The organism is Margalitia sp. FSL K6-0131 (assembly GCF_038008735.1).
Classification (GTDB): Bacteria; Bacillota; Bacilli; order Bacillales; family Bacillaceae_C; genus Margalitia; species Margalitia shackletonii.
The window spans coordinates 816013-837460 of sequence record NZ_JBBOZS010000001.1; the positions used below are offsets into that span (position 1 = coordinate 816013).

The 21448-nt window shown below is 36.6% G+C and carries 20 protein-coding genes and 1 pseudogene; 17 read left to right on the plus strand and 4 right to left on the minus strand.

Going from position 1 to position 21448, the window contains the following annotated elements; translation table 11 throughout:
- The first annotated feature begins 12 nt into the window (after positions 1 to 12).
- The 5 genes from NSQ59_RS04110 to NSQ59_RS04130 all read left to right on the plus strand — a co-directional run bounded on the left by NSQ59_RS04110 (position 13) and on the right by NSQ59_RS04130 (position 8055).
- Positions 13 to 951 carry a carbohydrate ABC transporter permease gene (locus NSQ59_RS04110; protein ID WP_340829466.1) on the plus strand — a complete coding sequence of 313 codons (939 nt, stop codon included), beginning with the start codon at positions 13 to 15 and terminating at the stop codon, positions 949 to 951.
- Positions 948 to 1778, plus strand: a complete 831-nt coding sequence (locus NSQ59_RS04115; protein WP_340829468.1) for a carbohydrate ABC transporter permease — start codon at positions 948 to 950, stop codon at positions 1776 to 1778. The genes NSQ59_RS04110 and NSQ59_RS04115 overlap by 4 nt, the downstream gene beginning before the upstream one ends.
- 19 nt (positions 1779 to 1797) lie before the next feature.
- Positions 1798 to 4830: a beta-galactosidase subunit alpha gene (gene ebgA, locus NSQ59_RS04120; protein WP_340829470.1), complete on the plus strand. Its 3033-nt coding sequence runs from the start codon at positions 1798 to 1800 to the stop codon at positions 4828 to 4830.
- 601 nt (positions 4831 to 5431) lie between these two features.
- The gene (locus NSQ59_RS04125) at positions 5432 to 6307 is read left to right on the plus strand and encodes a DNA adenine methylase (RefSeq protein ID WP_126649726.1); all 876 of its coding nucleotides are present in this window, start codon (positions 5432 to 5434) and stop codon (positions 6305 to 6307) included.
- Positions 6304 to 8055, plus strand: coding sequence for a hypothetical protein (locus tag NSQ59_RS04130; protein ID WP_126649701.1), 1752 nt, complete (start codon positions 6304 to 6306; stop codon positions 8053 to 8055). Before NSQ59_RS04125 ends, NSQ59_RS04130 begins: the two co-directional genes overlap by 4 nt.
- Positions 8056 to 8167: 112 nt before the next feature.
- On the opposite strand, the gene NSQ59_RS04135 is transcribed toward NSQ59_RS04130, so the two are convergent.
- Positions 8168 to 8392, minus strand: coding sequence for a helix-turn-helix domain-containing protein (locus tag NSQ59_RS04135; RefSeq protein ID WP_126649699.1), 225 nt, complete (start codon positions 8390 to 8392; stop codon positions 8168 to 8170).
- A 221-nt stretch (positions 8393 to 8613) separates the two neighbouring features.
- On the opposite strand from NSQ59_RS04135, the gene NSQ59_RS04140 reads away from it, so the two are divergent.
- The 7 genes and pseudogenes from NSQ59_RS04140 (at position 8614) to NSQ59_RS04170 (ending at position 14728) form a co-directional block, all read left to right on the plus strand.
- Positions 8614 to 9585: an ankyrin repeat domain-containing protein gene (locus tag NSQ59_RS04140; protein ID WP_126649698.1), complete on the plus strand. Its 972-nt coding sequence runs from the start codon at positions 8614 to 8616 to the stop codon at positions 9583 to 9585.
- Between the two features lie 156 nt (positions 9586 to 9741).
- Entirely contained in the window at positions 9742 to 9867 is a 126-nt protein-coding gene (locus tag NSQ59_RS04145) for a hypothetical protein (RefSeq protein WP_307152389.1), read from the plus strand.
- A gap of 12 nt (positions 9868 to 9879) precedes the next feature.
- Positions 9880 to 10167, plus strand: a complete 288-nt coding sequence (locus NSQ59_RS04150; protein WP_307152388.1) for a hypothetical protein — start codon at positions 9880 to 9882, stop codon at positions 10165 to 10167.
- 958 nt (positions 10168 to 11125) lie between these two features.
- A complete protein-coding gene (locus NSQ59_RS04155; RefSeq protein WP_340829479.1) occupies positions 11126 to 11998 on the plus strand; it encodes a rolling circle replication-associated protein in 873 nt (290 codons plus the stop codon).
- Between the two features lie 287 nt (positions 11999 to 12285).
- Positions 12286 to 13064 (plus strand): annotated as a pseudogene (locus tag NSQ59_RS04160) (recombinase family protein).
- 27 nt (positions 13065 to 13091) lie between these two features.
- A complete protein-coding gene (locus NSQ59_RS04165) occupies positions 13092 to 13229 on the plus strand; it encodes a hypothetical protein (protein ID WP_307152385.1) in 138 nt (45 codons plus the stop codon).
- Positions 13226 to 14728: a recombinase family protein gene (locus NSQ59_RS04170; RefSeq protein WP_340829482.1), complete on the plus strand. Its 1503-nt coding sequence runs from the start codon at positions 13226 to 13228 to the stop codon at positions 14726 to 14728. Before NSQ59_RS04165 ends, NSQ59_RS04170 begins: the two co-directional genes overlap by 4 nt.
- Before the next feature lie 111 nt (positions 14729 to 14839).
- Here NSQ59_RS04170 and ltrA read toward each other — a convergent pair whose 3' ends face one another.
- Positions 14840 to 16666 carry a group II intron reverse transcriptase/maturase gene (gene ltrA, locus NSQ59_RS04175; protein WP_340829483.1) on the minus strand — a complete coding sequence of 609 codons (1827 nt, stop codon included), beginning with the start codon at positions 16664 to 16666 and terminating at the stop codon, positions 14840 to 14842.
- 1029 nt (positions 16667 to 17695) lie between these two features.
- Between ltrA and NSQ59_RS04180 the strand changes: the two genes are divergently transcribed.
- From NSQ59_RS04180 to NSQ59_RS04200, 5 genes are all read left to right on the plus strand, one after another.
- A complete protein-coding gene (locus tag NSQ59_RS04180; protein ID WP_126649245.1) occupies positions 17696 to 18067 on the plus strand; it encodes a hypothetical protein in 372 nt (123 codons plus the stop codon).
- 255 nt (positions 18068 to 18322) lie between these two features.
- Entirely contained in the window at positions 18323 to 18505 is a 183-nt protein-coding gene (locus NSQ59_RS04185; protein ID WP_340829487.1) for an FAD/NAD(P)-binding protein, read from the plus strand.
- 208 nt (positions 18506 to 18713) lie between these two features.
- Positions 18714 to 19073: a VOC family protein gene (locus NSQ59_RS04190; RefSeq protein ID WP_126649247.1), complete on the plus strand. Its 360-nt coding sequence runs from the start codon at positions 18714 to 18716 to the stop codon at positions 19071 to 19073.
- Between the two features lie 43 nt (positions 19074 to 19116).
- Complete coding sequence (locus tag NSQ59_RS04195; protein ID WP_340833131.1) at positions 19117 to 19185, plus strand: DUF6199 family natural product biosynthesis protein; 69 nt, start codon at positions 19117 to 19119, stop codon at positions 19183 to 19185.
- 263 nt (positions 19186 to 19448) lie between these two features.
- Positions 19449 to 20144 carry a YjjG family noncanonical pyrimidine nucleotidase gene (locus tag NSQ59_RS04200; RefSeq protein ID WP_340829492.1) on the plus strand — a complete coding sequence of 232 codons (696 nt, stop codon included), beginning with the start codon at positions 19449 to 19451 and terminating at the stop codon, positions 20142 to 20144.
- A gap of 125 nt (positions 20145 to 20269) precedes the next feature.
- Here the strand turns inward: NSQ59_RS04200 and NSQ59_RS04205 are convergent, their stop codons facing one another.
- Together NSQ59_RS04205 and pstA are read right to left on the minus strand one after the other, a co-directional pair.
- Positions 20270 to 20407 carry a hypothetical protein gene (locus NSQ59_RS04205; protein ID WP_183102071.1) on the minus strand — a complete coding sequence of 46 codons (138 nt, stop codon included), beginning with the start codon at positions 20405 to 20407 and terminating at the stop codon, positions 20270 to 20272.
- Between the two features lie 147 nt (positions 20408 to 20554).
- Positions 20555 to 21445 (minus strand): phosphate ABC transporter permease PstA, encoded by an 891-nt coding sequence (pstA, locus tag NSQ59_RS04210; protein WP_340829495.1) that lies wholly within the window; start codon positions 21443 to 21445, stop codon positions 20555 to 20557.
- Between the last annotated feature and the right edge of the window lie 3 nt (positions 21446 to 21448).

A 21448-nucleotide genomic window follows, 5' to 3' on the forward strand; every position in this document is an offset into this window, starting at 1 on the left:
GGGAGTGATTAAATGCTTCAACCGGAAAATATCACAAAAACACACTCAGCAAAACAAGCAGTGCCAAAATGGGAATTTCGAAATCTATTAAGGATTTCACCCAAAAGTGCGCCATATGTTTTTTTAGCACCAGCCTTACTATTAATCATTATTTTTACCATCTATCCGGTCATCTCATCGTTTATTTTGAGCTTTCAGGAAGTCCGCGGGGTGGAGACAACCTTTGTTGGACTCTCAAACTATACGAGATTATTCCATGATCCTGTATTTTATAAATCGCTTTTGAATACTTTTCAAATTTTAATTGTTCAAGTGCCGATTATGCTTTCCATTTCTTTATTAATCGCCGTAGGCCTCCATTCGTCAATGGTAAAAGCGAAAGCATTTTTCCGAATCGCCTTTTTTATGCCGGCGATAACAGCTTTAGTGGCGGCGTCAATCGTTTTTATGATCATGCTTGACGAACATTTCGGTCTCGTAAACTATTTTTTAAGTAAAATCGGTATCAGTCCCATTCATTGGATGACAAGTCCATTTTGGGCAAAGGTTTCGATTATTATCGTCATGACGTGGAGATGGACCGGATACAATATGGTGATTTTTCTAGCGGGACTTCAAAATATCCCAGGAGAGTTATATGAAGCAGCAAGTATGGACGGGGCGGGGAAAATTCGCCAGTTTTTCATGATAACCGTTCCCCAATTAAAGCCTGTGTTTATTTTTACTGTAGTGATGTCGACAATTGGAACACTGCAATTATTCGATGAACCGTTTATTTTAACACAAGGCGGCCCAAATAGTGCGACCACAACCATCACCTTGTATTTGTATCAAACCGGCTTTAAGTATTTTGAATTTGGCTATGCATCTGCAATCGCCTATGTGCTTGTCTTTATTATTGCCATCATCTCTTGGGTGCAAATGAAGTGGGTAGGTGATCTGGACGAATGAAAACGACTCGATTTCCATCTCAAAAAATAGGAATATATGCGATTCTGATAGTAGGGGTCATATTATCCATTGGACCATTTTATTGGATGGTGATAGGCTCTACCCATAAGTCGGGGGAAATTTTCAGTATTCCGCCAAAGCTTCTTCCGGGCTCCACATTAGGGGAGAACTTTCATACGTTAAATGAGTCATTAGGTATGGTAAAAATCATGTGGAATTCTTTGTTTATTGCGGTTGTCTATACGGTCTTAAGCACCCTGATTTGTTCCATGGCAGGTTACTCATTTGCAAAGTTCCGCTTTAAAGGGAAGAATTTCGTGTTCTTTATCATTTTGTGCTCGTTAATGATCCCATACCAGGTGACTTTAATCCCATTATTTAATATGATGGTGTCATTGAATTGGTTAAACACCTATCAAGCGATTATCGTCCCAAGTCTTGCATCTCCATTTGCCATTTATTTAATGCGGCAAAATATGAAGGCGGTTCCAGATTCCATTATTGAAGCATCACGCGTGGATGGGGCGGGAGAAATACGGATTTTCTTTACGGTTGTATTGCCGGTTATGCGGCCTGCACTTGCTGCCGTTGCAATTTTTTTATTTATGTCCCAATGGAACAGTTTAATCTGGCCGCTGATAACGTTAAATTCGAAAGAAATTTTTACTTTGCCGGTTGCTTTATCCAGCATCATCGGTTTAGCCCGAATTGATTATGGACAGCTAATGCTCGGAACAACTTTATCGACCATTCCGATTATGATTTTTTTCTTGCTTTTGCAAAAGCATTTTATCTCAGGAATCCTTGGTGGTTCTGTAAAAGAATAATGATTTTGAGGTGACAATGATGACATTTACAAAAGACGATATTCGAAATCAAAACTTGCTGCATCGCAATCGATTAGATGCAAGATCCCATTTTGTTTCATTTCGTACGGAAGAGGAAGCATTGTCTGAGCCATCTTCTGTTCAATTATTAAATGGAACATGGAAGTTTTTTTTCGCAGAGCATCCAGTATTGGTGCCGCAGGATTTTTATCTGGAAAGCTATGATTCTTCCAATTGGGATGACATCCAAGTGCCGGGACTTTGGCAGTTGCAGGGTTACGGGAAGCCTCATTATACGGATTTATACTATCCATTCCCGATTAATCCTCCGCATGTACCGGAGAAAAATCCGACTGGCTGCTATGTACGAAGCTTTTTTATTCCAAAAGATTGGGATGGGAGAGAGATTCATTTACGCTTTGACGGCGTTGATAGTGCTTTTCATGTCTGGGTGAATGGGTTGGAAGTGGGTTACAGCCAAGGAAGTCGCCTGACATCAGAGTTCGACATTACTTCCCATCTTAAAGAAGGGGAAAATAAAATTGCTGTTCAAGTGCATGGGTGGAGTGATGGTTCCTATATTGAAGATCAGGATATGTGGTGGTTGAGCGGTATTTTCCGTGATGTTTCCTTGGTTTCGCTTCCGAAGGTACATATCGAGGATGTGTATGTAACGACAGAATTAGATGATGATTATGAGGATGCTCTTTTAAAGGTACGAGTGCGAGTGAAAGGTTCGGAATATTCATTAGCGTACAAACTTTTGGATAAAAATGAATGCATCGCTGAGGGGGATTTTTCTGGACAGGACAGCTTGGAAAAAAGGATTACGTCGCCACAGAAATGGTCTGCGGAAAATCCGTATCTCTACACGCTTCTTCTTACTTTGAAAAATGATGAGGGTGCAGTTATAGAGGCAGTTTCATTCCGAATTGGCTTCCGTTCGATTGAAATTAAGGATGGTAATTTAAAGGTGAATGGCAAAACCGTGATGTTTAAAGGGGTTAACCGACACGATCATGATCCTGATACGGGCAGAACCGTTTCCTATGAGTTGATGAAAAAGGACATCATCATGATGAAGCAGCATAACATCAATGCCGTTCGTACAGCACATTATCCAAACGATTCGCGATTCTATGATCTTTGTGATGAATACGGATTATATGTCATTGCGGAAACAGATTTGGAGTGTCATGGCTTTGAAATCATCGGCGACGCTGACCGTTTAAGCAATGACCCAAGCTGGGAAGCTGCTTATGTGGATCGAGCGGAGCGCATGATTGAAAGGGATAAAAATCATCCAAGTATTATCATGTGGTCGCTCGGAAACGAGTCAGGATTCGGCTGTAATTTCGAAGCAATGTATAAACGCTGCAAGGAGCTGGATGATACAAGAATCGTTCATTATGAAGGAGACCGCGAAACAAAGGCAGCGGATATTTTTAGCACGATGTATTCCTCCGTTGAGAGGATTATCGAATTTGCGATACAGGAAAATTGGGAAAAACCGCATATTTTATGTGAGTACGCCCATGCAATGGGGAATGGCCCCGGCGGATTAAAAGAATACTGGGATGCATTTTATAAATATAAGCGTCTGCAGGGCGGATTCGTTTGGGAATGGGTCGACCATGGATTACGGCAATACACGGAGGACGGTCAGGAATTTTTCGCATATGGGGGTGACTTCGGGGATGAACCGAATAACAGTAACTTCTGTATGGATGGATTGGTGGATCCGGATCGCAAGCCATCACCAGGTCTGTATCAGTTGAAAAAAGTGATAGAACCAGTTGTGGCAACCGCTGTTGATATAGAAGCTGGAAAAGTGGAAATCCATAATCGCTATGATTTTATTGGGCTGGAGCATTTGGATTGCGGCTGGAGTCTATGGGCTGACGGAGAGTTTCTCGAAGCGGGTGAATTGGCGTTGCCTCCTATTCCTGCTGGTGAGTCTAGTGTGATAACCATTCCATATCAAACCAGCAATCTAGTGGAGGAAAAAGACTATCAACTAAATCTATCCTTTACTTTAAAGAAGGATGTGTCATGGGCGAAAAAAGGGCATGAGCTCGCATGGGGGCAGTTTACTGTTCCTGCTCAAACAAGTGAGAAGGAGGATGTCCGAATAGCTTGGATGGCACCGGTTAATGTGGAGGAAACTGCTGCGGATATTCTAATTAACGGGCAGGATTTCGCGATTGAATTTTCAAAGGTAACGGGCTCCATCACTTCCTGGACTTCAAGCGGCCAAACCGTAATGGAGGAAGGTCCGAAGCTCAATTTCTGGCGTGCGATGACGGATAATGAAATGTATATCGTAAAAGAGTGGAAGGAAAGCTATCTCCATATGTTGGAGCAGGATACACGAAATATTACATGGAAGCAAGTGGATGAATCAACTGTCCGTGTAAAAGTCGAGGCTAATATTGCGCCGCTTGTGAAGGATTGGGGTGTAAATGCGGTCTATGAATATACCATTCTTGGAAACGGTGAAGTTCATTTATATGTAGAAGGCAACCCATACGGCAAGCTTCCGGATACATGGCCAAAGGTCGGATTAGAAATGAGAATCCCGAATGAGCTAGATTCTGTGGACTGGTACGGTAGAGGTCCGTGGGAAAGCTATCCCGACAGCAAGCTCGCATGTAAAATAGGTCATTACGATATGAAGGTAGAGGATTTATTCTTCCACTATGAGTATCCGCAGGAAAATGGAAACCGCAGTGATGTAAAGTGGGCAAGCTTTCATAATGGGCTGCATTTTGGTTTGGCAGCGGCCTCCAAACAAACGATGAATTTTAGTGCTTCATTTTATACGAAGGGGGATATCGATACGGCCAAGCATAACTATCAATTGAAAAAGCGTGATTTTATCACGTTGAATATTGATCATCAAGTAAATGGTATTGGCAGCAACAGCTGTGGACCACGTCCATTTGCAGAATATCTTCTGAAACCTGCTGACTTTCAGTTTGAAGTGATTTTTGCACCTTTTCATGGGGGACGAGAAAAGGGAAAGATTGTGGGGAAAAAGCTATCCTTATAAAAAAATGGCCTGGTGAATGCACCGGGCTTTTCTTTTTGAATGATAAATTCACCAGGTATATAGTCCTGATTCGGTCCGTTTCTTTCCCGTTTCGGACTGTTTCAATGGAAACCTATCCTGTAATCAAAAAAGTGGTTTATTTCCTTGATTTTTTAAAAGCAATTATATGATTTTACAGCTAGACATAGACGATTTCGATGCTTCGAAAAGACGAAACAATTGAGAAGAGTTTCAGTATGTTAATTAATACACACTAACTTTTAGCGAAACATAGTTTGAGGTGATTAAATGATAGATTTTAGTAGTTGATAGACCTCAAATTGATCATTTGGTAATAATCTTTGGATTAGTAATTGCTAATAAAACAATCTCATTTTGCATATAAGGTCCAGATTGTGGAGGATGTAGTTCAGCATTAATAGTGGTGAACCGTATCACAAGTGATAGTAAAGCGGAAGTTTGAAATAATAATTTAAATATAACAGGGGCTAATTGCCCCATTTTTTTATATCTTGACATTATATTCTAATTTTGTTGAAAATGTTATACTATTTGTAACTAACACAAAAAGTTTTAAGTATAGAAAGAAGTGAAACAATTGTTGAATCCATCTCCTCTGAGGTACCCTGGAGGAAAGTATAAGATATATCCTTTTATTAGTAATTTAGTTAATAATAATAAATCTTCTACATACATCGAACCTTTTGCTGGGGGTTCTGCTATTTCATTTGCCCTTTTATTTAATGGTATAGTCAAACGGATTATTATAAATGACTATGACTACTCGATATATTGCTTTTGGAATAGTGTCTTGAATCATACTGAAGCTTTTATAAGGTTGATTGAAAATACACCAGTAACAATCGAAGAGTGGCATAATCAAAAAAGAATTAGAGAAAATGTATATGAAAATGATCCATTATTAGTTGGTTTTTCTACATTTTTTTTAAATAGAACTAATAGGTCGGGAATTATTGATAAAGCTGGTCCAATTGGTGGATTGGGGCAAAACGGTACCTACTTAATAGATTGTAGGTTTAATAAAGAGGATTTAATTAAAAAGATAGTAAAAATATCAAAATATAAACAATCAATTGATTTATATAATTTAGATGCTATGGATTTTATTGAATCAGTTATAGTTAAGACGAGAAATTCATTTACATTTTTTGATCCACCTTATTATAAAAAAGGACAAGGGTTGTACACTAATTTTTACTCACACGGTGATCATGAAAATTTAGCTAAAATTATAATTCATTTAATGAATAATCGTAAATGGATAGTTACATATGATACAGCTAGGGAAATTCAAGAGTTGTATTCCAAGTTCGAACAAATTACTTTTAACTTATCTTATACATTACAAGAGAAAAAGAATGGTTTAGAGTTTATGTTCTTTTCTAAAAAAATAAATCGTTTAAATAATGAAAGTGATTATTTAAAAATAATAACTGGAGCTGAGGTGATACTATGAGTTCTTTGAACCAATACAAAATAATAGATATTTCCGAAATAATGAATTATGTAGAAAATCCTAGACATGATGTGGGATCAAACGAGATTGATACAATAAAAAAGTTAGTTAATAAAGTTGGTTCCCAATATATGTATAATTTAGCGAAAGATATTTATGAAAATGGTTTATTAGGTTCTAATCTACCTGTCTTAGTCTATGACCCTAACAAAGGGAAATACATTGTTTATGAAGGTAATAGAAGAGTTGCTTGTCTTAAATTTCTAAATAACCCAGAAATACTAACTTCCATAGATAAATCGTTAATGCAGAGAATTGAGAACTTAAAGAAAGAGGATAAAGCAAATTACTCTAATAAAATAAATTGTTATATTACTTCTGAAGAAGAAGCATTGTTAATTATGGAACGTACTCACTCTGGCGAAGATAAAGGTAGAGGATTAAAAGCATGGTCCTCTAAAGAAAAAGGTGTTTTTGAGAGTAGACGCAAAAAGAAGAGTCCAATAGAACTAGTAATTGCAGATCAAAATGAAAAATTTCTAAATGAAGATATAACTCAAAAGATAAGTTATACAACAATCAGAAGGTTCTTTAATAATAGAGAAATTAAAAAGGCATTGGGTATAGATGAGGAATTTTCCAATATAGATAAGAACAAAATAATAAAAATTAACTTTTTAATTGATAAAGCGATTGAGGAAAGTAATAGAAATGGACTATCCCTAACACGTTTGTTTAATAAAGCGAGGGAAATAGAAGATTTTTTTCTCCCTTTAATTAAAGAAAAAGAAGAGGATACAAATAGTTCGATAAAACGTAAAGAAGAAGTTACTACTGTTTCCCATCATGATAATAAACCAAAGGAAGAACAAGATGAGGGACTATTAATTGATGGAATAAAGAGTAGCGGTATTAACTTAAAAGAAAGTGATGGAGTAGGCATTAAAAAGGGGAATAATCAACAAGTTAAATCTTTAAAGATATCATTAAAAAAAGATGAAAATAAATTTTACTACACTAATCAAACAATAGATTTAAATGAAAAAATAGAAATAGAGCACAAAGATTTGTTTGAACCTCAATTGCTACGAATAGAATGTTCAGATTTAGTTTTAGTTAATGGAATAATCCAACCAGATAATATACCAGGGGAATATAGTATTACTTTCAAGTATTATATGGATAATACCTTTGAATATACTTACTGGCAAGATAGCTTAAAAATTGTAATAAAGGCAATGAAGGCACCCTTTATAGTGCCTAAACAACAGACTGTTCTTTCAGAAACATTCTATAAAAAATATTATGAAAATCTGCAATTTGAGCATTCTGATAAAATAAAGTCTTTATTGTACTTTCTTACTTATGAAAATAAAAACGGAAAGTACTCACCATTTCTAAATATAGTAAGCCGAATGTTTTTAGAATACACATTCAGACTATATGCTTCTAAAGTTTTAAAGGAAGATAATCACTCTATAGATATTAAAAGTAAATCATTACAAGGATTTATAGATTACTGTTGCGGGAAAATTGAACAGACCGATACTAAATTATTTGTAAAACATATTCAGAAAGGACGTAAAGAAGCAACAAATAAAGTAGAAATTTTACAAAAAAGTGTTCATTACTTTGATGTAACAATGTCAAATGATGATATTCAAGTAATGTTTAAGAACTTAGCAGTGTATCTAGAGCATGTATTTGATAAGATTCTTGAAGAAGAATATACAGCTTCAATTAGATAATGTAAAAGTATTTAGTATCACATATAAATAGTAGCAGCTAAACAAAAATAGTCTGAGAAAATGATCAAGAGTTAACATGACAAATAAAGTCGTCCCATCACTTGGGGCGACTTTATTTGTCTTTAATTTTTATGAGGTCGATGATTTCTCTAATATCATCTAGCTCTAAAGCATCAGCGATTCTTTCGATATGGCTAAAGTTTATATTTTGTCTCTTTTGATTAGCTAATTCGCTTAAAGCAGCATGGCGTATATCGGTTAAACGAGATAATTCTCTTAATGAAATTCCTCTTTGATTGGCTAGTTTATGAATTTTTACCTCGACTTTTCTCGCCATATTTCTCCCTACAATCTATCATATTGACTATATTGAAAAAGTTACCATATACTAAAAATATAGGTGGTACGCTATTGCGTACCGAATTAGAGTTACTTTAATAAAAGTAAATAGTTCTCTCATATGGACTTTTTGGGTTCGTGAAGAGTCTGAATTAACAAAGTATTTGCATGGAAAGAGTATAAAAAAATGTATCTATATGGGGATATGGAGGGGTAATAGTGAGATATTTAAAGTTAGCTTTACTAATAGTATTTTTGTTAGTAGGGTGTCAGAATGTTAATTTAAGTTCAAAGAGCGCTAAATTTACGAATTCTAGTGGTGGTAAAAGTGAATCTGTTGTTATGGGAGTATCGGGCGATTCAATAAAGGCGTTTATTAAGCAATCTAAATTATTAGGCTTGCAAGAAGCTAATCCAGATAAATTATTCTTTGTTCATCTTGTAGCACCTGGGTATTCTATTCAATTAGAAGGAAAAAACCCAGATAAGATGACAGGAGCTATGATTGATATTTCCTATGATAGTGAAAATTATGGAATGGGAAGAGGAAATATTGCCGCTCTTTTGGGAGTTTTGCTGAATAAGGAAAGTAGTTTAGAAGCGATTAAGTGGATAACTAATCAGTATGTTGATAGTGAAATAAGCCTCAAGAAAGGAATCACCCCAAAGGAAACTAAGTTTGAAGTTGATAATTTAGTTGTAGACTTCTTCCCACCGACTTCCTTAGATAACCTTTCAGCTACTGTTTTAATGAATGCTAAGGATAAAATCAAAAAGAATGCTGGTTCCTCAAATGGGTCTAATTCAAATACAGAAACGGGAAATATTGTTTCGAATGAGGAAAGTGATACGCAAGAAAATAATGTTGTCTCTGGAAATTCCAATAATATTAATGCTACTGATGACTACGGTGTAACCAAACTTGCTAGAGCTTCTGGGGAGGGGAATAGTGACCTTGTAAGGGAATTATTAAATCAAGGCGCCGACCCAAACATATATAAAGAGATGGGAGAACCACCGTTATTGTGGGCTATCCGTTCTAATAATGATGATATAGTAAAAATTTTATTAGATGCAGGAGCTAATCCGAACGTTAAAACTAGTGAGGGTGTGACTCCTTTAAAGATTGCCCGTGAAAATGGGGATAAGGGAATTTTAAAGTATTTAGAGGAATATGGTGCAAAGGAATAGAAGGTTATTTTAATAAATATATATAGTTCTCTCGGAAACTAATTGGCGAAGCCTTATCTGCGGAGCAGAGAAAAAGTCTAGTAAAAATGGATAGAAAGTAGTGAAAATGTGAAAAACGCTTATGATGATTTAAGAAGTGAAAGAGAAGGATTTGTAATGAGGAATGAAAGTAGCTGTGTGGAGATAACCTGTACTGAAAAGTTTGTGAAGCATTGGGAACAGAGAGGATTTGTAATTATTAAAAAGGGTCTGATTAAATTAATCGATGATAAAGGAAAGTAAGGTGAACCTAACATGGAAGATTGGCAAATTATTAAACGTTATAAAGACGAATATAAGCTGATTCTCTATATTGGGACTGATGACCCGTCAGTACTCGCCTTAGAGAAAACCCTTAATGAGGTTGCCGCTCTTGCGAAGCGTATGGGCTACCCGATAAATATGGGAATAGGTGATATACGAGTAATTAGCCAGAATGAACTTGCTAAAAGGGAGTTCCGATACGAAAAAATAAAGGAATATCTGGACTATGGAGATAAAGATGATATGCTGATAAGGAAATATCCGAAACCAAAAAATTAATTTAAGCCCCTTGGATGATAACTGGTTGCTAGACTTCCAGAAATCACCCAGGGGGCTTTTAACGTATTAATAATGATAGATTAGCAGAGATAAAACTAGAATGGGAAATTACCCTATTTAAAACGCACGAAACCATTTTTGAAACGAGGATAAGGAGTTACGGCAATATCTAAAATTGAAAATGAGCAACCTATATGATCGTGCCTATAAAGATTCCTGTAATCTTCACATGTGTATGGGAAAAAGGAGGGAATTTACGATACTTTAGAGAAATAAAGCATCCAAGAAACTCTTGTGTTCTTTATTACTTTAAAGTTTTAGTTAAAATATAGGCGGATATTAAGAAGTAGAAAGAAATATACATCTGAATATCATTCTCCTTACTAAACTAAATAAATACGACGAAACTCGAAAGATAATGTGAAGGGAGGAACTAAATGGGAGAATGAGGAGCCTAGAAAATTCCAGAGTGTTAAGTGAGGGAATAAACTCTTCAGCGAAGCTGAAGCTTCTACTTCTTAATTAATGGGGAAGTCATGCCCTCGTACAGAGGACGCTTCCTTTATATGAAAATCCAAGAGATAACTGACCTTACTCCTCGCTACGCTCGGAGGACTTCGCTTCGCTCCGTCCTAGTTTATAGTTTATATTTACTTGTTTGTTCCCTAATATAAAAGTCTGATGGATACTTTCCCTCTAATCTAAATATAAATCTGCCCACCCAAGCCCTTACTGGCGAAAAGGACGGTTTATCGTCCAAAAATCGCTCTGTAGGGGCTGTTTTATTTTGAAATGTAATAGAAACCCTAATCCGCTCTATTCATGTGAAATATCCGCATTTTAAATCGCCAATCACATTTATTTTTAATTCACGAAAATTCACGGTGTGAATTTGTCCTTCCTTGGTTTATTTATATCGAACGCCCCAGAGGGGAGCTATGGACTTAGGAGGAAGAATATGGACGGATATGATTGCGAGATGAAGTGGATAGAAAGCTACATCAAAATAAAGCGTTATGGAAAGGAGATTAGGAAAAGAGGAAGTTCTCGAAAAACGAAGGCTGAACGGAAAGCGGAAATTAAGGAGATAAAGGGAAACTCTGGATTTTCTGCTTTAGAGAAAATGATTCAAGTGGCTATTTTGGGAAATAACGGAGCGGGGGATAAAGAAAATGGGAAAAGGACGATAAAAACCCCTAAAGCTCGGAACCTTAAAATGAAGGAAATCGAAGTATTTAGCGATTTGATGGATATGAACTTTAAAGTAGGAGATAAGTATGTGACATTGACTTATGGAAAAGAGGAGGTGTCGCTAGATGAAGCAGGTCGGGATTTTGAAAACTGGATTAAGCGTATGCGTGATAGATATTCCGATTTTAAATACTTGGGAGTGCGTTCCTTTCAAAAACGAGGAACGATTCATTTCCATGTTTTGATGGATATACCTGATATACCAGCGGAAGAATTAAGAAACGGTATTTTTCAAAATATATGGGGGCATGGAATAGTCAATGTAAAAATGATTCATTCTCAACAAATTGTTGATAGATATGCCAAGTTAAAAAAATATTTAATTAAAAACTTAAGTGAATTTAAAGCGGATGAACGATCATTCGGCAAACGACTGTATTTGCAAAGTAATAATTTAATAAAGCCAAAGATTATCAGAGGTAACTATTTTGAGATAATGGAATATTTAGGTGATATTGAGGGAGGATTAAAAAAGGTAGACGGTAGGAGGTTTTCTGTTGAGTTTCTCAACTATATTGAGGTTCAGACCTTTAAGATTATGGAGCCTAAAGAAGAAATCGACTTAGCTACAATGTTTTAAAACCTAAAATTGATGGATTAAGAGGGAATTGTGAATATGCCTGTGCTCTTTTATTTAAAAGGACTAATCTATATTCCTTTAAAAACCAAAACCTAAGCCCAAATTAGAATATTGAAATTCATAATACCCTGTAAAAATACCTCAAGTAGAAAATTAGCACAACTTAGGGTTGTAATTATACGTAAAAGCGTAATATGCTTGCCTAGTAAATAATTACCAAATAAAGGTAATTATTTTTTTAAAACGTTACGATAATTAGAATTTTCGTTACGCTAGGAGGAAAAACGGTGAACGTAATAGGGTATATTCGGGTTTCTACACTTGGGCAAGTAAAAGATGGTTATAGCCTTACCTATCAAAAGGATGAAATAAAGTCATTCTGTGAAAAGAAAGGATGGAATTTGCTAGAGTGCTTTATTGATGCTGGAATAAGTGGAGCAAAAATAGATGAAGAAGCCTTAGAGGTAGAAAGAGAAGGCTTTCAAGATATGCTGACGAAAATTTCTACTTCCAAGGTAGATTTCGTAATTGTCTTAAATACTAACCGCCTATGGCGTTCTGATATTGTTAAAGTTTTAGTTCATCGAGAGCTAAAAAAAGGTATGGAGTAGACGTTAAAAGTATCGAACAGCCTAATTATAGCATTTATAAGAAAGACCCAAACGATTTTCTAGTAAATGGATTAATGGAGTTATTGGACGAGTATCAACGTATGGAAATAGCTATGAAGCTAGGTCGTGGAAGAAATATGAAGGCGAGACAAGGGAAATATGCTGGAGGGAGAGCCGCTTTCGGTTATAGAGCGAAAAAGGGGCAAAAGTTTCTTGAGATAAATCATGAGGAATCGTTGGTTATTAAACGATTATTTGAGCTAAAAGGGAATTTTCCTAAATGGTCTTTATCTGAATTGGCTTCTCAATTAAATGCTGAAGGGTATCACACTCAACAGCGGAAAAAATTTACGAAGATGCAAGTAAAACGAATATTAGACCGTAGGGAATTCTATGAAGGCACGTATTGCTACGGTGATATAAAAACTAAAGGTGTGCACGAACCAATTCTATAAAACTTTACATCAAGAGGAGAGGAAAAAATGGGAGCGAAAGGAAATAAAGAAGGTATAAATCTTGTAATACCCACTGTTGAGGAAACGAAAAGAAGTGATTTAATTAGCTTACTAGCTTATTTAATAAAGAACCAAGCTACTAAGAAACGAGGGGAGAATGAATGAATCAACCGCTTTTGAAAGTTGCTATATATACGAGGGTTTCAACGGAGGAACAGGCTAAAGAAGGATTTTCCTTGGAAGCCCAAGAAGATATTTTGAAGAAATATGCCAAAAATAATGGGTATGAGATATACGGTATTTATTCCGATGAAGGATATTCGGGAAAAAACTATGAACGTCCAGAAATTCAGCGACTATTTAGGGACTTATATGAGGGGAAATTTCAAGCGATTCTTGTAAAAACGGTCGATAGAATTTCAAGACGGCTTAGTGATATTTCAAAATTGCTTGATGATGTTTTATTACCAAATAATTGCCGACTACTAGTAAGTGATAATAATCTAGATAGCTCCACCCTTAATGGAAGTATGTTCATAAACTTCTTAGGAACTTTTGCCCAATATGAACGTGGTATGATTATCGAACGAGTAAAATCTGGTATGGAGAAAAGGGCGGAACAAGGCTATTGGAATGGGGGTATTGTACTAGGTTACGATAATGTAAATAAGCAGCTAGTGATTAATGAAAGCGAATCTTTAATTGTAAAAAGAATATTTGAATTGAGAGCAGAGGGAAAGGGATATAAATATATTGCTAAAACTGTGAATGAAGAAGGATATAGGTCAAAAAAGGGGAAGCTTTTTAGCATCTGTACGATTAAGACGATATTGGAGAACGAAGTTTATATAGGAAAGTGTAGATGGGGTAGAAGAAAGGACTGGAATACTAAAAGGCGGAAAGGAGTTACTAAGGATTATGTTTTAGTCGAGGGAAAGCACGAGGCAATAATTTCCCTCGATTTATGGGCTAAAGCACAAGCGGTTAATAATACCAATCGGGAAAGTGTATCAAAAAATAGGAACTTTCATGGAGATTTTATTCTATCAGGGATTCTACGTTGCCCTGTTTGTGGTGCTGGAACTGTAATGAGTAAGTCGAAAAAAAGGGATGGGAGCGGTTATCATTTATACTATATGTGTCAAGCGTTTGCTAGTAAGGGTTTAAAGGCTTGTAAATCAAATTTAATTGGTAAAGAGAGTATTGAAAGGAAGGTACTTCAAAAGATAAAAGAGCTATTAAGCGATATGGGGATTGTGGAAGAGGTACTTGATAGGATTGAGGAGCAAAAAGTGCTTGAAGAAAGCTCAATAAGGAAATCCCTGTTATTAAATAAGAAAAGCCTTGAAAAGAAAAAGGCTCATTTAGATAAGTTAAATAGTGATTATTTTGCTGAAAAAATTAGGGCGGAAGTTTATAATATGCAAGCCGAATTAATCTTAAAGGATATTGCCGTTTTGGAGGATAGAAGAAGAGAATTTGAAAGGGAGTATGAAGATTTACATTCCGAATCAATTATTACTAAAGAATCGGTTTTCCAAGCCCTTGAAAACTTTGATACTCTTTACGAATCCGCTACTTTCGAGCAAAGGAAGCAGTTAATAAGGGCAATTATAAAAAAGATAGAAGTCGAGCCGAACCGAAAGGATATAAAGCATATATAGTGATAGGTAAGAGTTTGATGTAATCTCCGTCTTTTCCCCCACTTCACACTGAGCGAGCCCCTTTCAGAGCACTCAGCGTTCCATCGTTTCCAACTGATACAATAAATTATTTTAAACTACTATTGGTTCATTTCCAGATTCAGTTCTCAAGCGATTAAGCTTGTTAAACTGTTTCGTATTAAGATTTAGAGTTCGAAGAACCTCCCGGATTCTATCAGGATTTTTCATGTATATGAGTTTATGTACTTTGGAATCTATAATCACTAAGTTAGAGTACTTATCAGTGCCACCCATCCTACGGGGCTTAACGTTATGACAATAGATTCTATCGATTCCTATTACTTCACCTGTTACATAACATTTTCCATACTGGGCTACGTATTTTGATATTTTGTTGTCGTTGTACTCAATGCTCCGATTGACAGAATAATTGGACATGACATATTTCAAAACATCTCTTGGTATGGCTTTAAGATTGCTATGAACTTTCTCACGACCAACCTTTGAAAAGTTGCATATATTTTGTGAAAAGTTCATTGGCTTCTTGTGATGTACTCCGGTGATTGGAAGTAAAGGTGCATTTTGAACTACATATACCTTAGTATCTGATTTTATCCCTTGAGTTTTCTTTTTAAATTCTTCGGATGTCTCTTTGAATCTAATAACGCTCATGTTGTTTCTTAATCTGGTTTTAATGGCTTTGCGCAAACCGTAGCTAATCTCCGTTAAATCAAGATATATTTTCGTGGCATATCGGTAGTAATTTTGTATACCAATTAAGGTGGTATTATATCGAATTACATTTTCTGCTATAGGATTCTTTTGAATTTCTCGAACTCTATCCTTTAATACTCTTTTGGTTTTAGTGATAGCTTTATCAGTCATGTTTGTTTTTGCTACCCAACCAAATTTAGATTTTCCTTGAGGAACCAATTTGACTTTAAAACCTAGAAAAGTAGAAGAGTTCTTTTTTAAATTGACTACTTTAGATTTGTCGGCATTGACTTCAAGACCGAGTCTTTTCTTAAGAAAGTCAACTGTGGCATGATAGTATCGCTTGGCATCCTTATATGTTCTACACATGATTTTAAAATCATCAGCGTAGCGTATAATATAGCCATCCTTGAGATTAGTGTATTTCCTAGCATATTGACGAAACCCAATGGTGGTCGCATTTTTAGGTTTGTAAGTTTCCCATTGATTGCTGACCCACCAATCCAGTTCATTAAGAACAATATTGGACAACAAAGGGGAGATTATCCCACCTTGCGGTGTTCCTTTAGTAGGAATTCCTTCACCCTCAATTTCGGATTTAAGAATTTTAGAGATAATACAGAGTAGGGACTTATCTCTTATTCCAATTGTCCATAGCTGCTTCAAAAGTTTTCCATGATTGACATTGTCAAAGAAACCTTTTATGTCAATATCAACACAGTAATGATGATGTCCAATGTTCATGAGACTAATCATCCTACTAAGTGCATGGTGGGTGCTTCTGTTTGGTCTAAAACCATAACTGTGGTTATGGAATTTTGCTTCACAAATTGGTTCAAGAACTTGCAAAATACTCTGTTGAACCAATCTGTCCCAAATAGTAGGAATGCCTAAAGGTCGCAATTTATCGCTTCCTTCTTTAGGTATATACACTCTTCTAACCGGTTGTGGTTGATACCAATCCAACCTATCTCTTACACCACGTATAATTTCACGGTCATTCAAATGCCAAATATCTTTAATAGTTAATCCATCTGTTCCCGCAGTTTTACTACCCTTATTACTTTTAATATTTCTAAATGCTAAACGGATGTTATCTTCGGAACCAATAATAGACATTAATTTATAGAAGTTGTTACCGTTAAGACTGTTGGAATATAATTCATCAAAATAATCTTGCATATTATAATATTCACTGTGTCTTAACTTGGGCTTCTTCAACATGGGCTGTACCCTCCCCAGAAGGAGAAAGCTACATCTCTTAGTTTTACTCAAAACCACGTTGAACCGTTTAAATAACTATCAGTCTTCAATCGACTAGTGGCTATCCCTCCACGTTCATTACACGCTTCATAGGTACTGTGCCACCACTTTCACTGCCATAAATTTTAGTTATACATTTACTAATATCATAAATGCTTTCCTAAGAACCGTTTCATTGGAGTGCAAGTCCTCAACGTTGGCAGTTTACCACGTTCCATTATTCCTATCTTTACATATACACTTTTAGGTTTCTCCTATGAGCCTGCTACCTCGATATTGCCTTTAACAATATATGGACTTTCATAAAGGAGAGTTTTACTAATCCACAGTAGCGACACCACTTGTGTCAACAGACCTTTCGACCTGCTTCCGATATAGACCCGTACCATCAGAGATTCGTCCGTACGAAACACCAATCACATGCGTTTCTTAGTACATCCTAACCATAAGTGTTTTATAGACTCCCGGTCTATAGGTTGCACCATCCACCTCTGGACAGTTTTCGTGTCATAAGACTTACGGCAACTCTCGACCGACTTCATCGAGCTTCATACAGAATAATTCTTGCCAATTATTCTGCATGTCGAAGGATTAGAGGAAGCCCTTCAAGGCGTTACCCTTTCATTTGACTTCTCGGAATAATAGTTCACTCGAAACAGGAAATATGTTTCAAAGCGCCTAAGCTTTTCACTTAGGAACGTGTCGCGCCACCTTTTGGTTTGATTATGATGACGCTTTACTACTTAGTAAGACAGGGGGAACCGTACCATAAGTAAAGGATGATTCATTCCCCCATTGTAAAAAGCTGTGCTTTTTTCCTTAAGCGGCAGAACCAGACCCCAGCAGGAAAATTATTTTTTTTAAATGGTATAATAGTTGCGTAGTTTTTTGTATAAACATGATGAAATTTGAAGGATGCTAATCCATTTCTTTTTATCATCCGCCATAATACAAAGTTGCAGAAATTTATAATGTGGGGTGCAAATTAAAATGTCAGAAGTAATCAATAACCTAGAAACTGTTGTGTTAAACCAGGTTTTACCGGAAGTCAGGGAAAGCGAGCCGCAATTTGTTAAACCAATTGTTTCTTCCATTGTCTATATATTAACTGCACCTTTTGATCTTAAAGATGCGTATGAACATGCCGCATATGTTTCGACTAATGATGAATTCGAAGTGGAAACTGTTAAGGTTATGAATGAAAGATTGCAGCAGATCATGGATACGCTTGAGACCACGCCCAGCAGTAAGCTTGGAAAGTTTATTATTAAGCTTTACATGAATAGTTTAGGTGAACTTGCAAGCAAATCTGAAAGTTGGAAACATCTTTATAACGAAATTCACAAAGTGTATGCAAGTTGAGATAATAAGTCATGAAATATTGTAGGTGCCTCATAATCTATTCCTTTGGGGCACTTTTTTAAACCTCACATAGATACATTACGGAGAACCGCATCACAAATAGTGTTAATGCTAAGAGTAGAAATCAGCATGAATAGGGAACTAATTCGAAAACCTGGTTAACCGAGGAGATTTCCCTTAATTTTTTTTGCTTTACTGTCACAAATCATATCCCTTTCCCGTCATACCGGTAAAATTTGAAAGGGATGATGAGCGATGCAAAAGGTTGATGTTGATGTGGTCGTGGTTGGTGGAGGTATTGCGGGTTTAACCGCTGCAATTTACGCAGCAAAAGCTGGGAAACAAACGGTGGTCATTGAAAAACAGAATCGCTTAGGCGGCCGAGCCATTACCAATAAGAAAAAAGGAGCTTACTTCAGTCTGGGCGCGCATTCCTAGTATAAGGGAGATGCGTACGCGACTTTGCGGGAATTGGGCTCACTTTTCTGTTTCGGGACATTGGCAGTGTAAAGCTAACTCACGATCAAAAAGCGGTAGACTTCATGGTGGGAAAACACCGCATTATTATTTTTGATTATTTAGATTACGGGTACGAAACTATGCTAAAATGATATAAATATAGCGTTCTTATAAATGGAGGCCCGAAATGAAGGTTAAACGAATCGTTGCCAATATTGAAACGAAGAAAATAATGGAAGCTAAAAGCTTTTACCAGGACGTATTAGGTCTTGAATTGCTGATGGATCATGGCTGGATAGCAACATATGGGACGAGCGAAGAAATGAGCATCCAAATTAGTTTTGCTTCCGAGGGTGGATCCCAAACCCCGACACCTGATCTATCCATAGAAGTCGATGATGTCGATGAAGCGATGACACGAGTCAAAAATGCTGGTTTCCAAATAGAATACGGTCCCGTAAACGAACCATGGGGAGTCAGGCGGTTCTATGTTCGGGATCCTTTTGGAAAGTTAATCAATATATTAAGTCATTCACAGGCTTTCTAACCAAAAAGAGGTCTTCGAAGGAGGATCGTGCAAATTTGGTCTGTTGATGTTCATTTTCCCTGCAATAGTATGGACAATTACAGAGAGTTGGAAATCAAACGATGCTACATAACCATCTAGCCTGTATATTTTATGGTGGAATCATGTGTAGGAATCGGCGGAATAATTACCTCGTTATTTCTTTGAAAAAGAACAAACAAAAACGGCAGTGCGGATAAAATCGCACTGCCTAAGTTATGTTACCTTCCTTTTTCACACTTCGCCGATTTCCCAATTTTCAAAGGGTTGTCACTAGCTAAGTTCAAATATGTTTTCAAGGCAGTCAAAAATTATGTAAACTAATAAGGTATACACAATTTGAGGGAGACGATATCAGTGAAATCATATAAAGCCTTATTTTTTGATATAGATGATACATTATTGGATTTTGGTGCTGCTGAGAGCGCTGCTTTGCAATTGCTTTTTGAGGAGGAGCAAATGACGCTGACTCCTCAGTTGAAAGAGCATTATAAAAAAATTAATCAAGAACTCTGGAGATCGTTTGAAGAGGGAAGAATCAGCCGTGATGAAGTGGTAAATACCCGTTTTGCCGCTTTATTTAAAGAATATGGAAAAGAAGTGGATGGCGTTTTATTGGAAAATAAATACCGCAGCTACTTGGAACAAGGTCATCAGCTTATTAGCGGGGCACTGGAATTAATTACAGAACTTAAGGATCATTATGATTTATATATTGTGACCAATGGGGATTCTGCAACACAGGATAAACGCCTTCGTGCAACTGGATTGTACCCGCTATTTAAGCAGATTTTTGTCTCTGAGGAAACAGGCTATCAGAAACCGATGAAGGAGTTTTTCGATTATGTGTTTGCCCGTATCCCTAATCTATCTCCAGAGCAGGGACTTATCATTGGCGATTCGTTAAGTGCTGATATAAAAGGCGGCAATCTTTATGGTCTCGATACTTGTTGGTTCAATCCTGAGCGGAAAGCGAACAACACAGGTATAACACCAACGTACGAAATACAAAAGCTTAGTGAGCTAAATACGTTAATTAGTGCAATGGTGTAAGTAATTTACGATATTGATATTTTAAAAGGTTAGTCGAATGCTCATGAGGAGCTTTTGGCAACCTTTTTTTACTGCATTTGCAGTCTAAAAAGAAACCGATCAAGAACACGACCGGTTTCCGCTCCTTATATTACCCCATCCGTCTTATCCCTTTTATCCTTATTTCTTTTATTCCCCTTACTATTGTCTCCGCTTTCAGGAGCTTGCCCGTGTAAGGAAGGGGAATTTTGATTGCTGCTGCCTTTATTAAACTTTTTTGTCATTTTTGACATCTCCTTTTTTGATTCATTGCTTTTTTGATGAAAAGGCAAACAATTTAACGAATAGATCCTATTTTAAAAGTTTGTCCCTTTTTCTGTTCTAAAATTCACTAAAAAAACAAACCTCACTCAAGTGTGAGGTAAGAATTATTATCTTCTCAGCCGATACGCACGAATCCAAGCTGGAATTCGAATGACAACGCTTATTAACAAAATAATGATGATCAATACTGCGGCAGAACGGTCCGCAATTTGCTTCGCATCAGGTACTAATGCTTCCGATTGGACATACCATAGATGAACGGGCAAATTTGCTCCTTGAGAAAGCAAATGGAAATCCCACATTGTATCAGAAGCGGCAGTTCCTCCGGCAATTAGTATTACGGCAGATTCACCGAAAGCACGGCAGGCAACTAAGCTGATACCTGTTAAGATCCCGGATAATGCGGCAGGCAAGACAACGCGAAGGATTGTAGCTGATTTGGTTACACCAAGTGAATACGATGCTTCTCTAATATTCTGTGGAACCGTCTGGATTGCTTCTTCTGTTACACGCGTTAGAACAGGCAGGTTTAATAAAGATAAGCTAACTGCAGCACCAAGTACACTTAAACCGATATGAAAATAATTAACAAATAATACATATCCAAATAACCCATAAATAATGGAAGGAACAGATGCAAGGCTTTCAATGCAGGTGCGTATGATTTCCGTTAATCGATTATTCGGTGCATATTCAGCTAAATAAATGCCTGAGCCAATTCCGATAGGGAGAGAAATGATCATGGATATGATGAGAATATAAAAAGAATTGAACAAGAATGGTCCTATTCCTCCTCCTGCATTTATTTCACTCGGCAATCCAAATAAGAAATGCAAGGAAAGGTGACGGAGCCCTTTCGATAAAATGATAAATAGAATGGCAAAGACGATTGTCATAACAGCCAACGTAACAAGCCAAAGAAATCCTGTAAATAGCCGGTCTGTAACGAGTCTTCGATTAGTCTTCCTATTTGTAAAAGGAGAAATATTATTATTCATTTT

Excerpts from the sequence above, each read along its gene's own strand:
- NSQ59_RS04170 (WP_340829482.1), top strand. The coding sequence starts at position 13,226 with ATGAATCAACCGCTTTTGAAAGTTGCTATATATACGAGGGTTTCAACG.
- NSQ59_RS04205 (WP_183102071.1), bottom strand. The coding sequence starts at position 20,407 with ATGACAAAAAAGTTTAATAAAGGCAGCAGCAATCAAAATTCCCCTTCC.
- ebgA (WP_340829470.1), top strand. The coding sequence starts at position 1,798 with ATGACATTTACAAAAGACGATATTCGAAATCAAAACTTGCTGCATCGC.
- NSQ59_RS04135 (WP_126649699.1), bottom strand. The coding sequence starts at position 8,392 with ATGGCGAGAAAAGTCGAGGTAAAAATTCATAAACTAGCCAATCAAAGA.
- NSQ59_RS04155 (WP_340829479.1), top strand. The coding sequence starts at position 11,126 with ATGGACGGATATGATTGCGAGATGAAGTGGATAGAAAGCTACATCAAA.
- NSQ59_RS04115 (WP_340829468.1), top strand. The coding sequence starts at position 948 with ATGAAAACGACTCGATTTCCATCTCAAAAAATAGGAATATATGCGATT.
- ltrA (WP_340829483.1), bottom strand. The coding sequence starts at position 16,666 with ATGTTGAAGAAGCCCAAGTTAAGACACAGTGAATATTATAATATGCAA.
- NSQ59_RS04150 (WP_307152388.1), top strand. The coding sequence starts at position 9,880 with ATGGAAGATTGGCAAATTATTAAACGTTATAAAGACGAATATAAGCTG.
- NSQ59_RS04130 (WP_126649701.1), top strand. The coding sequence starts at position 6,304 with ATGAGTTCTTTGAACCAATACAAAATAATAGATATTTCCGAAATAATG.
- NSQ59_RS04145 (WP_307152389.1), top strand. The coding sequence starts at position 9,742 with ATGAGGAATGAAAGTAGCTGTGTGGAGATAACCTGTACTGAAAAGTTT.
- pstA (WP_340829495.1), bottom strand. The coding sequence starts at position 21,445 with ATGAATAATAATATTTCTCCTTTTACAAATAGGAAGACTAATCGAAGA.
- NSQ59_RS04190 (WP_126649247.1), top strand. The coding sequence starts at position 18,714 with ATGAAGGTTAAACGAATCGTTGCCAATATTGAAACGAAGAAAATAATG.
- NSQ59_RS04110 (WP_340829466.1), top strand. The coding sequence starts at position 13 with ATGCTTCAACCGGAAAATATCACAAAAACACACTCAGCAAAACAAGCA.
- NSQ59_RS04185 (WP_340829487.1), top strand. The coding sequence starts at position 18,323 with ATGCAAAAGGTTGATGTTGATGTGGTCGTGGTTGGTGGAGGTATTGCG.
- NSQ59_RS04180 (WP_126649245.1), top strand. The coding sequence starts at position 17,696 with ATGTCAGAAGTAATCAATAACCTAGAAACTGTTGTGTTAAACCAGGTT.
- NSQ59_RS04165 (WP_307152385.1), top strand. The coding sequence starts at position 13,092 with ATGGGAGCGAAAGGAAATAAAGAAGGTATAAATCTTGTAATACCCACT.